This window comes from Colwellia sp. C1TZA3 (genome assembly GCF_007954265.1).
In the GTDB taxonomy this organism is placed as follows: Bacteria; Pseudomonadota; Gammaproteobacteria; order Enterobacterales; family Alteromonadaceae; genus Cognaticolwellia.
This window is the reverse complement of the sequence record NZ_VOLS01000009.1, coordinates 49327-61421: the sequence shown is the minus strand read 5'-3', so window position 1 is coordinate 61421 and position 12095 is coordinate 49327. Positions and strand designations below refer to the sequence as shown.

Genomic DNA, 12095 nt, shown 5'->3' with positions numbered 1-12095 from the left:
AGCTTGATCAAATAGCGTCATCATCTACTTCACCGGTACGAATACGAGTGATGTTTTCAATATTAGTGACAAATATTTTGCCATCTCCTATTTTTCCGGTTTGAGCGGAGCTAACGATGGTGTCAACAACACGCTCAGCAAAGTCATCCTTAACTGCAATTTCAAATTTTATTTTAGGCAGGAAATCAACCGAATATTCAGCGCCACGATAAAGTTCGGTATGGCCTTTTTGGCGGCCAAATCCTTTCACTTCAGTAACGGTCATACCGTCAATACCAATTTCACTTAGCGCTTCACGGACATCATCCATTTTGAAGGGTTTAATAATTGCTGTTACTAATTTCATTCGATCACCTTTAGTGCATTCACGGTCAATTTAAGTTTGAATCTTATTATTTTAACAATACTAAGCACCATTTATACCCAAAATAAAAAAGCCATTAAATACATATATTTAAGTTTAAAATCTCCCTTTACTAATAATCAAAAAGCACCAAGTTAGTGCACAAAACATCATCAAAGAGCGATATTGGTGCAACGCCCTAACTATGCATCAAAAAAGGGCAACAATTATATTTGGGGGGATAAACAAGTTTTAAGAGACAGCTGTCATTTAAATAACTATCAGCTTTCAGTTAAAAGAAACAACGATCGGTTTTCTTTTCGGTTGGGCTTTTGTGTATCAAGTAATGTGTTCGCTTAGCGGTTGACGGACTGAAGTCCGACCTACAAAAAAAAATCACCAAACTTTATGTTGCCACCCGTAGGCCCGATGTAGGTTGGACTTTAGTCCATCAGGTTAAATGAAATTTAACTATTTTTGGCATAAATGCCAACCTAAAAAATAATACTCGCTTTAGATGATTGTTAACCCAGCACATTAATCGCTCGCTTAGCGGTTGACGGACTGAAGTCCGACCTACAAAAAAAATCACCAAACTTTATATTGCCACCCGTAGGCCCGATTTAGGTTGGACTTTAGTCCATCAGGTTAAATGAAATTTAACTATTTTCGGCATAAATGCCAACCTAAAAATAATACTCGCTTTAGATGATTGTTAACCCAGCACATTAATCGCTCGCTTAGCGGTTGACGGACTGAAGTCCGACCTACAAAAAAAATCACCAAACTTTATATTGCCACCCGTAGGCCCGATGTAGGTTGGACTTTAGTCCATCAGGTTAAATGAAATTTAACTATTTTCGGCATAAATGCCAACCTAAAAAATAATACTCGCTTTAGATGATTGTTAACCCAGCACATTAATCGCTCGCTTAGCGGTTGACGGACTGAAGTCCGACCTACAAAAACAACTGCCCAACGCTATATTATTATCAGTAAAAGCAATGTTGGATAAAATTACTAATTTTATCTCTAACGATTTAAAAAGGCCTGAGCATAGCTGCTCTTTCACATCCATGTGATCGCAGCATACGGCTCGTCCTGAGCATAAAAAAGCCCCGCTATTGCGAGGCTATGTAAAGCTAAAATGAAAGCTAAACGTTAGTCAATCAGTTGATATTCATCACGTAAAACATCAATAATCTCTTGTTTAGGATTTTGCGATAAGACAATGCTTTTACCCGTGATTTTTTCAGCGATCGCGATGTAGGTTGCTGATACTGCCATTAATACATCTGCTGGTAACTCATTGTCACGGGCAAGTGCTTCACGCTCAATCATACGGTCTTTATTCAAAAGAATATCGGCATCAGGGAAGTGCTTAAGTAATAACTGACGGAAACCCTCTTTAGAGTTTTCAACAATATTACCTGCGCGATACTGCTCGCCGTCCCAAATGCGTGATGAGTCCGGTGTACCTACTTCATCCATATAAATAAGCTTATCATTACCGTTACGATCTTTGACATAGCCAAACTCAAATTTGGTATCAACAAAAATCTGATCAAGTTTAGCTAACGCTATTGAAATAACGTCAAAACCTTCAGTTAAAAACTTTTCATACTGGGCTATATCACCAACTGATTTAAAATTAAAAGCGGCGAAATTATCTACAATATTTTTGCGAGTTACATTAACATCATCTACTGCAGGCACGCCAGGTATGCCTTGTAAAATACCTTTAGTTGATGGCGTTTGTAACAATTGTGGCAACTTACTGTCTTTTTTAAGATCATCTATTAGCGCTATACCACAAAATTCGCGTTCGCCTTTAGCATACGAACGCCACATGGAACCGGTAATATATTGGCGACATATAGCTTCAATCATCACAGGTTTGGCTTTTTGCACAATCCAAACAAACGGATGCGGTATATCAAGAATATGGCTGTCGGCTAACCCTTGCTGTTTAAATAACTTAAACCAATGATTAGAAATGGCATTTAATGCTGCGCCTTTGCCGGGTACGCCTTTCATGCCACCCTCACCGCGCCAAATGCAGTCAAATGCTGAAATGCGGTCACTGATCACCATGATCGCTAATGGCGTATCTTGTGCAACATCATAATTTTTCTCTCGAATTAAGCGACGACTGTCGATGTCAGTTAACCAATAGACAGAACGTACTTTGCCACTATGAACAGCAACATCTGTACGAATAGGCAAATCATTATTTACCGCTAAAATTTGATCAGCAAGACTCATAATAAGACCTTTAATTCCTATAATTAAATTAAACTTTTAAATAAACAGGCTTGATTTCTATTGGATAAACCCGCTTAGTTAACGGTTCATTTTAGTGACTTTTTTATGCTAAATTTTCAGTCAATTTTTTCACATCGTCGCTCCTTGACATCCTGTCACCGCTACATTACTTACACGGATGTAAGTACTTAGGTTTTGTCTGGAACTAAAAACCTGACCGTACATCCTGTACATAAAAGAAAAGGACGCCTAGGGCGTCCTTTTCTCAGAGCTAATTTCTCAAACTATACTAAAGAAGCTTGCGCTTTTTCAACTAAGAATGTGAAAGCTGCTTTGTCGTATACTGCAATGTCAGCTAGGATCTTACGATCGATTTCAATAGAAGCCTTTTTAAGGCCATTAATGAAACGGCTGTAAGATAAACCATTTTGACGAGCTGCTGCGTTAATACGAGCAATCCAAAGTTGACGGAATTGACGCTTACGTTGACGACGGTCACGGTATGCGTATTGGCCAGCTTTAGTTACAGCTTGGTAAGCAACACGATAAACGCGACTACGAGCACCGTAGTAACCTTTAGCTTGCTTTAGAACCTTCTTGTGACGTGCACGCGCTTGTACACCACGTTTTACTCTTGCCATTTTCTATTTCTCCTATTAACCGTGACGTAAAAGTTTTTTAACTGACTTGATGTCAGCAGCCGAAATCATGCATTTCGCACGAAGATGGCGCTTAACTTTAGTACGGCGTTTAGTCAAAATATGACGAAGACCGGCTTGTTTAAATTTATAGCCTGTGGCTGTCTGTTTAAAGCGCTTTGCAGCACCTTTATTGGTTTTCATTTTAGGCATGTTAATAACTCCGCATTGTTATGCCAAATATAAAGTAAACTAGGCGAAAGTTTCTCAGCGCTTAGCAATTAAGCCAAGATGTCGAACTCTGCTTGTAGGCCTTGTTTACCAGCTTAAAGATAATAGCGGTGAGCTAGGTATTTCGAAAAACACTTAGCTACTTGCAAACCGGGTATTATCTATTTTTTAGGGGCTAGGACCATCACCATTTGACGCCCTTCCGCTCTACGAGGGAAAAACTCAACTACGGTCAATTCTTCTAAATCTTTTTTAACACGAGATAGAATTTCAAGACCAAGCTCTTGGTGGGCCATTTCACGGCCACGGAAACGTAATGTTACCTTGACCTTGTCGCCGCCTTCTAAAAAGCGCTTCAGGTTGCGTAGTTTTACCTGATAATCGCCTTCATCTGTACCAGGACGGAATTTTATTTCCTTAACCTGTATTTGTTTCTGGTTTTTACGTTGCTCTTTCTGCTCTTTAGCCTTTTCATAGATAAACTTACCGTAATCCATAACTCGGCAAACCGGAGGTTTTGCTGTTGGGCTGATTTCTACAAGATCTACACCTGCGTCCTCCGCTTGGTCCATTGCTTCATCAAATGAAACTATGCCACCTGGTTCGCCGTCATATTTAATTAAACGAACTTCATTGCCTAGAATACCTGTGATTAACTCATTTAAACGATGCGCCGGCTCTTTTTGCCCGCCACGTTGTCCACCTTTAATAGCCATGTTCCTCCAAAGAACGTTGTGACCAAGTAAGCGCTAGTATTAGCTTACTTGGGTAAAATAATAATGTTACGTGTTCGTTTTGCAAAGTGCTTAAAGACGAGTTTTCACTTCATCTGATAATTTAGCAATAAAGTCGTCAACCAACATTGTTCCTAAATCTTCACCACTTCGCGTTCGTACCGCAATTTCGCCAGTTTCCATTTCTTTATCACCGACGACTAACAAATACGGAACACGCTTTAAAGTGTGCTCGCGGATTTTAAAGCCTATCTTCTCATTTCTCAAGTCTAGTTTTGCTCTAAATCCACTTTCTTTTAGTTTTTTTACAACTTTTTCACAATATTGACCTTGTTTATCGGTAATATTCATCACAGTTGCTTGAATTGGCGATAACCACGTTGGAAATTTTCCAGAATACTCTTCGATCAAAATACCAATAAAACGCTCAAGTGAACCTAAAATAGCACGATGGATCATCACTGGAACGTATTTTTCGTTGTTTTCACCAACATAAGTTGCACCTAAACGCTCTGGCAGTGCAAAATCGAGTTGCACAGTACCACATTGCCAAGCACGTCCCAAACAATCCATTAAGGTAAATTCAATTTTAGGGCCATAAAAAGCCCCTTCACCAGGTAAATACTCAAAAGCAATATCACTATCAGTTAATGCTTTTGCTAAACCGGCTTCCGCTTTATCCCAAATCTCATCACTACCAATGCGACTTTCAGGTCGAGTTGATAGCTTAACGATTATATCTTCAAAACCAAATGAGCTATATACGTCGTAAACCATTTCAATACACTTGGTCACTTCGGCTTGCACTTGCGATTCCATGCAAAAAATATGTGCGTCGTCTTGGGTAAAACCACGAACACGCATTAGGCCATGTAAAGAACCAGAAGGTTCGTTACGATGACAACAGCCAAACTCGGCAATACGCAAAGGTAAATCACGGTAAGACTTCAACCCTTGATTAAATATCTGTACGTGCCCTGGACAGTTCATAGGTTTTATGGCGTATTCGCGCTTTTCCGATTCAGTGGTAAACATGCCATCAGCATATTTATCCCAATGACCTGACTTTTCCCAAAGACTACGATCCATCATCATCGGTGCTTTAACTTCGTCGTAATCATATTCGCGTAATTTTTCACGAATAAACTTTTCTAACTCTGTATAGATAGTCCAGCCATCGTTATGCCAAAACACCATACCTGGTGCTTCCTCTTGCCAATGGAATAAATCTAAGGTTTTACCAATTTTACGGTGATCGCGCTTTTCAGCTTCGGCTAAACGAACAATATAGGCTTTAAGTTGTTTTTTATCAGCCCATGCGGTGCCGTAAATACGTTGCAACATTTTATTGTCAGAATTACCACGCCAATAAGCACCCGCTACCTTCATTAATTTAAAATGATGGCAATGGCGCATACTAGGAACATGAGGACCACGACACATATCGATATATTCTTGATGGTGATATAAAGCAGGTGTGTCTGTTTTCTCGATATTTTCATCAAGAATTTGTAATTTGTAGCTTTCATCACGTTCAGTAAAGGCATCGTAAGCGTCTTGCCATGAACCTGTTTTCTTAACCACTTCATAGCCAGTACGGGCTAATTCAGTCATACGTTTTTCAAGTTTGACTAAATCGTCTTCAGTAATTGATTCTTCAAGGTCAATATCATAATAAAAACCATTATCAATCGTTGGACCAATCGCCATTTTAACATTCGGATATAACTGCTTAATAGCATGCCCTAATAAATGCGCACAAGAGTGACGAATGATCTCAAGACCTTCGGCATCTTTACTGGTAATAAGTTGTAGCGCTGCATCTTCGGTAATTAATTCACAGGCGTCGACTAACTCACCGTTAATGCGACCAGCAATCGTGGCTTTTGCTAAACCAGGACCGATATCTAAGGCGACAGCCATTACAGAAACGGCTTGTTCAAAAGTGCGTTGACTACCATCGGGAAGCGTAATAACAGGCATGTATTTTCCTTTGTTCAGTGGTGGCACATACGAAGTGTCACTTGATTTAAATTATTTTGGCAATTAAATTAATTGTTAATATTGTCTTTTCAGTCATTAACGTTTGGGTATCTCGTTACTTAAGCGTTAATAACCAGCAATAAAATTTCGCCGTAGAGTAACCGAAAATAAATTTCAAGTACAGCGTTGGCGCTATTATTAAGCGTAAAAAGTAAGTTTATGTTACTCAGTTTTATTATTAAAATGTTATCTATATGTTATTTATATTGTATGCATTAATTACACTAGTAATATGGTACTTCTTTTTAGGCCCCCTACGTTACCTAGCCATAATATTATAGTTCAAAACCTATAACGGCTTGATAAAACAAACCAGTGTGGATATGATGGCATCCCAATTAAGTTACTCATATGTATAATAATGTAATCATATGAAAAAATATAAAAAATGTAACCTAATGTTAACGTTAATCTAAAATATTGTGGCAGTAATATTCCAGATTGTAGCGGCTTGATGATGATGGAATATTAAAGTATGAATAAATCTACCGCTAAATATTGGCAAACGACCGCGCTTTTAACTATATTATTTTTTATTATTGTTTATATATTTTTTATTTCAATTTTATCTAAAGAAATAAGTACTCTTCATCACAGCCAACCCGATATTGCTTATGAATTACCCCAACATCAGTTAACTGATGTTGATGGCTATCTAAGTCATATTTTACTTATTGATAACTTAGCCAGAAACAATAAGCAAAAGCTGGTTGTTAAAGTAACAAAAAAAGCTGATAACTGGTTAGTCACGCCATTAAACTTCATTATATTTAATATTATATTAGCTGTACTTTATCCTTCCTTAGCACTGCTTGTAGTTGGTTTTATTGCTGGCTTTTTAATTTTGAATTATCAGAACAGTAAATTAAAAGATATTTGTCTTATTACTGATGGCATAGCAGACACCTTTGGTCAAAAACAGTCATACAAACCAGAATATTCTGTATTAGCTAATCTAAATTATGCTTTAGAAAACATCGCACGATATACCAAGCAATATAAAATTGATACTGAACAAAGTGCCTTTTGTGACGCATTGACGAAGTTAACTAATCGCCACACTTTTCTTCAACATATTGAAGAGCAATTAACACAGAGCGAAAAAATAAAGAGTGGGCTATTATTTATTGACCTTGATGGTTTCAAACAAGTTAATGACTCGTTTGGTCATTCATTTGGTGATGAAGTACTGATCCAAGTTGCCGAGCGATTAAACTCTCTTGTGCGCAGTAATAAACTAAACTTTAGCCCATCAAGTAACCGTATTGAAAAAAACTTAGCTCGACTGGGCGGTGATGAATTTACCATTTTTCTTTTTGATATAGAAAATTCAGAGTGTGCTATTAATATTGCGAAATATGTCTTATCAGAGCTAGAGCGTGAATTTATTTTAGGCAATAAAACTATTAAAATTAGCGCTAGTATCGGTATTGCTATGTACCCTGAGAGTGCAAGTAAACCTAATACACTAGTACAATTAGCTGATGTAGCGATGTACCGTGCTAAAAAAGATGGCCGAGGAGTTTATCGCATATATTCTCCTGAAATGGGCAGCCAATTAAGACGCTATCATTATTTATTAGAAGAAATGAGACAAGCCTTATCCAACCACAGCTTCTTTTTAACCTTCCAACCTATCATTCATGTTGAGGGTTGTGTGATCAGTTATTTTGAAGCACTTGTGCGATGGCAACACCCAGTGGAAGGTGTTATTTCACCTACAGAGTTCATTCCGATTGCTGAGGAGTCTAACCAAATATTACCACTAGGTGATTGGATATTAAATGAAGCCTGCCGTCAGATGTTTGCTTGGTATAACGCCGGGATGAAAAAAACTAAAATATCGGTTAATGTCTCCGTTATTCAACTTAAGCATCGTCCGCTCTATCAATGGATTATGGATACACTGGCAAAAACTGGCCTGCCACCTTCATCATTAATGCTTGAAATTACCGAGTCTTGCTTCCTTGATATATCAGATGAAATTATCACAGAATTAGAGAAACTTCGTCAAGAAGGTGTTTTTATTGCCATTGATGATTTTGGTACAGGTTTTAGTTCATTAGCAATATTGGCAACATTGCCTGTCGATATTTTAAAAATTGATAAAATGTTTGTTAATGAAGCAACCAGCAGTACTAAGTATAAGAAAATACTGAAATCAATCATCGATATGGCCTACCAACTTGATTTAAAAATAGTAGCTGAAGGCATAGAAGATGTTATACAGCTAGAATTATTAAAGTCTTTAGGGGTTAAATACATTCAAGGATTTTTAATTAGTCATCCTGAAAATTCAACCATTGTTGGCAATAAAGTATTAAATCAAGGTATAAATCATCTTGCACATAACGGTGCTGGTGTATGGCAACCCAATCCATCAAAAATAATTAAACTAATGAACTAGTGTTATACCCATCTCACTAATTTTCTGATTATTTCTACTGATTAAAAAAGCCAGTTACGGCGTTATACCAAGTTGATTAATTACCTGCTCATTTTTAAGGGTTAAAATGAATAACTACAGCGTTATAAAATTTATAAGGTGAATAACTACTGACTAAATTTTATGCCTTGTATTTATCCATTTTTCCTCATGAAAAAGGTGATCACTTAATTAATCAAATTGGTATTATTAAAATAAATGCTTTGTATTTTTATTTGGTTCCCCCCTGCGTATAAAGTAGAACAGATAATTAATGAAACCGGTATTATTAATCACATTATTGCACTAACACAGTTTATGCCCGCAATGCTTTACAATAAGGAATAGCTGTTTGCATCAAGTTTCTAACCCTACCCGTATATCTTTGTTGGTTACTCATTTAACAAGCTTGAACTACCCCTTACTCATTTCCTTACTGCTATTAAGCCATAATGTTCAAGCAAATGCTTTGTCGTCATGGAAAGTTTGGCAGCAAAATAGTGACTTAAGTGTGCTTTATCGCGCTAGTCAATATAACGATGTCATTGAAATTAAGGCACAAGCTAAGGTTAACTCAAGCTTGGCGGGTTTTATTTATTTTATTGAAGATTTTAAGCTGGCTCCTCACTGGCTTGACAATGTGGAGTCAGCTAAATGCATTAGCCAAATTTCAAGTGAAGAAAATGTATTTATTACTCGATTTAAAGGCTTATGGCCAATTTCAGCACGTGAAATAGTGGCCCATTCTCGTTATTGGCAAAACGAGGATCTATCAGTTGAAATTGCCGTTAAAGATGCCGGTGATACCATAGAAAAAAACCAAAATGTGATACGTATGAAGGTACTCAGCGCCCATTGGACGATAGTGCCGCTGGACAACAAACGCATAGCAATAACCTACCAGTTTATGGTTGACCCTAAAGGTAATGTTCCACTATGGTTAACCAAACCCATCACACTTAACGGCATTTGGACCACACTACATAATATCCAACGCCAATTACCTAAAAGTAAGTGGCAACAACAAGTTAAGAGTAATATTCAAGAAATACAGTCACAATAAGACTTTTTAACGCCGTATAACTCAAACTCAAGCATGAAATACTAAACTGCACTTTTAGTCTTATTACGGTTGAATTTAATCACCAAACTATGGCCTGTTAGTCTTGATGACTCAAACAACAATAGCGCACTAAAGCTTTTATTTATAACTATTGAGCATTGATAGTGCCATCGCTTCAGCCACTTTAATACCGTCAATACCCGCAGATAAAATACCACCAGCATAACCTGCCCCTTCACCTGCTGGATATAACCCTTTGCTGTTGATACTTTCAAAACTGTCTTTATCACGGGTAATACTGATTGGCGACGAGGTACGTGTTTCAACAGCGGTTAGTGTTGCATCAGCCATCGAAAAGCCTTTGATTTTACGTTCAAATGCCGGTAATGCTTCACGAATAGCTTCAGTAGCGTAAGCAGGTAAAATTTTACTCAAGTCACAATATTTAACCCCAGGTTTATAAGATGGCGCTACAACACCATGCTCACCACTTTTTCGTCCAGCAAGAAAGTCACCCACTAATTGCACGGGTGCATCATAGTTTTCGCCACCCAATTTAAAGGCTTCCTCTTCTAACCGACGTTGAAACTCAATACCCGCAAGCACATTGTCTTTACTGCCATTTTCGTCATAATCTTCGGGTGAAATCCCCACAACAATAGCGCTATTTGCATTACGTTCATGGCGTGAATATTGGCTCATGCCATTAGTGACTAAACGTCCTGGTTCTGATGCCGCTGCGACGACTGTACCGCCTGGGCACATACAAAAGCTGTAAACTGAACGGCCATTTTTACAATGATGAACAAGTTTATAATCCGCCGCACCTAAAATAGGGTTGCCAGCGTTTTTGCCAAACCGGGCATCGTCAATCACTGATTGTTCATGCTCAATTCTAAAACCAACAGAAAATGGCTTAGCTTTTATAAAAACACCTTTTTCATACAACATAGTAAAAGTATCACGTGCACTATGGCCAATAGCCAAAGCGATGTGTTTTGTGTTTATGACTTCACCTGTCGATAAAGTTAAACCGGTAACTTGCCGGTTTCCGTTGTTATCTTCTGTTTCAGTAAAATGAATGTCATCTACACGTTGCTCAAAACGCACTTCGCCGCCAAGACGGTGAATCTCTGCCCGCATTTGTTCAACCATGGTGACCAATTTAAAAGTACCAATATGTGGCTTACTGACGTATAGAATTTCACTCGGCGCACCGGCGTCAACAAACTCATGTAATACTTTGCGACTATAGTGCTTCGGGTCTTTAACTTGGCTCCAGAGTTTGCCGTCAGAAAATGTACCAGCACCACCTTCACCAAATTGCACATTGGACTCAGTATTAAGAATTTTTTTCCGCCAAAAGCCAAAAGTGTCTTTAGTACGCTGGCGTACTTCTTTACCGCGCTCTAAAATAATAGGTTTAAAACCCATTTGTGCTAACAGTAAACCTGCAAATAAACCACAAGGTCCCATACCAATAACTACTGGGCGCTCAGTTAAATGTTCGGGTGCTTGGCCAACAAACTTATAACTTGTATCAGGGCTAAGTTTAATATTTTGATCATTTACATGCTCAGCAATAAGCTGTTCATTTTTTGTTGTTTCTACATCTAAGGTATACATCAAAATGATGTTACTCTTTTTACGTGCATCGTAACCACGTTTAAAGATTGAAAAACGGGTAAGCTGCTCAGCGGTGATTTTTAATGTTGCAAGAATAACTTGCTCTAATTCTTCCGGTTGATGGTTTAGTGGTAATTTGACGTTAGTTAAACGCAACATATCGTGTATCCAAAGCGAGACTAGGGTAAAAATTGGCGCTATTTTACCTGATAGTACTAGCGATACCAAATACAAAGCTAAAACAATAATTGAATTTGTTTATAAGCTAGGTATGATCCGACCTTTCATAGTAACAATGCTAGTCGATCTGATAGCTCAATAAGATAAAATAAGCGAAATAAAATGGCATTTGTAGTTACTGATAATTGTATTCAATGTAAATACACTGATTGTGTCGCAGTTTGCCCTGTTGATGCTTTTCATCAAGGACCTAATTTTTTAGTCATTAATCCTGACTCATGCATTGATTGTGACTTGTGCCCCGTTGAATGTCCTGTCGGCGCTATTTATCAAGAAAGTGATGTACCTGAAGATCAAAAAGACTTTATTGAGCTAAACGCTGAATTGGCAAAAATATGGCCCGTGATCAGCGAAGTTATTCCTGCGCCTGTTGATGCCGAGCAATGGGATGGTGTACCCAATAAGATTAATAATCTAATCACTGAGGTTGACTAATTTCACGCATAAAATAACCAACACCTTTGTGCCAAATTTTATCTAAACAATG

10 protein-coding genes are annotated in these 12095 nt (G+C 37.9%); 3 read left to right on the top strand and 7 right to left on the bottom strand.

Features of this window, described 5'->3' with window-relative positions; all coding sequences use genetic code 11:
* Positions 1 to 7 precede the first annotated feature (7 nt).
* The 6 genes from ESZ39_RS04430 to thrS all read right to left on the bottom strand — a co-directional run bounded on the left by ESZ39_RS04430 (position 8) and on the right by thrS (position 6194).
* Positions 8 to 346 carry a P-II family nitrogen regulator gene (locus ESZ39_RS04430; protein ID WP_146878583.1) on the bottom strand — a complete coding sequence of 113 codons (339 nt, stop codon included), beginning with the start codon at positions 344 to 346 and terminating at the stop codon, positions 8 to 10.
* Positions 347 to 1504: 1158 nt separating this feature from the next.
* Positions 1505 to 2608, bottom strand: coding sequence for a phosphoribosylaminoimidazolesuccinocarboxamide synthase (locus ESZ39_RS04425; protein WP_146878582.1), 1104 nt, complete (start codon positions 2606 to 2608; stop codon positions 1505 to 1507).
* A gap of 284 nt (positions 2609 to 2892) precedes the next feature.
* Positions 2893 to 3249 (bottom strand): 50S ribosomal protein L20, encoded by a 357-nt coding sequence (rplT, locus tag ESZ39_RS04420; protein ID WP_146878581.1) that lies wholly within the window; start codon positions 3247 to 3249, stop codon positions 2893 to 2895.
* Positions 3250 to 3264: 15 nt separating this feature from the next.
* Entirely contained in the window at positions 3265 to 3459 is a 195-nt protein-coding gene (gene rpmI / locus ESZ39_RS04415) for a 50S ribosomal protein L35 (protein WP_146878580.1), read from the bottom strand.
* A gap of 179 nt (positions 3460 to 3638) precedes the next feature.
* A complete protein-coding gene (gene infC, locus ESZ39_RS04410; protein WP_146878579.1) occupies positions 3639 to 4193 on the bottom strand; it encodes a translation initiation factor IF-3 in 555 nt (184 codons plus the stop codon).
* Between the two features lie 90 nt (positions 4194 to 4283).
* Positions 4284 to 6194 carry a threonine--tRNA ligase gene (gene thrS / locus ESZ39_RS04405; RefSeq protein WP_146878578.1) on the bottom strand — a complete coding sequence of 637 codons (1911 nt, stop codon included), beginning with the start codon at positions 6192 to 6194 and terminating at the stop codon, positions 4284 to 4286.
* A 535-nt stretch (positions 6195 to 6729) separates the two neighbouring features.
* Here thrS and ESZ39_RS04400 point away from each other — a divergent pair.
* Together ESZ39_RS04400 and ESZ39_RS04395 are read left to right on the top strand one after the other, a co-directional pair.
* On the top strand, positions 6730 to 8661 hold the full coding sequence (locus tag ESZ39_RS04400; protein ID WP_146878577.1) for a putative bifunctional diguanylate cyclase/phosphodiesterase: 1932 nt from the start codon (positions 6730 to 6732) through the stop codon (positions 8659 to 8661).
* Positions 8662 to 9031: 370 nt separating this feature from the next.
* The gene (locus ESZ39_RS04395; protein ID WP_191321700.1) at positions 9032 to 9742 is read left to right on the top strand and encodes an START domain-containing protein; all 711 of its coding nucleotides are present in this window, start codon (positions 9032 to 9034) and stop codon (positions 9740 to 9742) included.
* A 138-nt stretch (positions 9743 to 9880) separates the two neighbouring features.
* Here the strand turns inward: ESZ39_RS04395 and ESZ39_RS04390 are convergent, their stop codons facing one another.
* Positions 9881 to 11527 (bottom strand): NAD(P)/FAD-dependent oxidoreductase, encoded by a 1647-nt coding sequence (locus tag ESZ39_RS04390; protein WP_146878575.1) that lies wholly within the window; start codon positions 11525 to 11527, stop codon positions 9881 to 9883.
* Positions 11528 to 11710: 183 nt separating this feature from the next.
* Here ESZ39_RS04390 and fdxA point away from each other — a divergent pair, with 183 nt between their 5' ends.
* Positions 11711 to 12043, top strand: a complete 333-nt coding sequence (gene fdxA / locus ESZ39_RS04385; RefSeq protein WP_146878574.1) for a ferredoxin FdxA — start codon at positions 11711 to 11713, stop codon at positions 12041 to 12043.
* The last annotated feature ends 52 nt before the right edge of the window (positions 12044 to 12095 follow it).

Coding starts and splice junctions, on each gene's coding strand:
- ESZ39_RS04390 (WP_146878575.1), bottom strand. CDS start 11,527: ATGTTGCGTTTAACTAACGTCAAATTACCACTAAACCATCAACCGGAA.
- ESZ39_RS04400 (WP_146878577.1), top strand. CDS start 6,730: ATGAATAAATCTACCGCTAAATATTGGCAAACGACCGCGCTTTTAACT.
- thrS (WP_146878578.1), bottom strand. CDS start 6,194: ATGCCTGTTATTACGCTTCCCGATGGTAGTCAACGCACTTTTGAACAA.
- rpmI (WP_146878580.1), bottom strand. CDS start 3,459: ATGCCTAAAATGAAAACCAATAAAGGTGCTGCAAAGCGCTTTAAACAG.
- fdxA (WP_146878574.1), top strand. CDS start 11,711: ATGGCATTTGTAGTTACTGATAATTGTATTCAATGTAAATACACTGAT.
- ESZ39_RS04430 (WP_146878583.1), bottom strand. CDS start 346: ATGAAATTAGTAACAGCAATTATTAAACCCTTCAAAATGGATGATGTC.
- rplT (WP_146878581.1), bottom strand. CDS start 3,249: ATGGCAAGAGTAAAACGTGGTGTACAAGCGCGTGCACGTCACAAGAAG.
- ESZ39_RS04425 (WP_146878582.1), bottom strand. CDS start 2,608: ATGAGTCTTGCTGATCAAATTTTAGCGGTAAATAATGATTTGCCTATT.
- infC (WP_146878579.1), bottom strand. CDS start 4,193: ATGGCTATTAAAGGTGGACAACGTGGCGGGCAAAAAGAGCCGGCGCAT.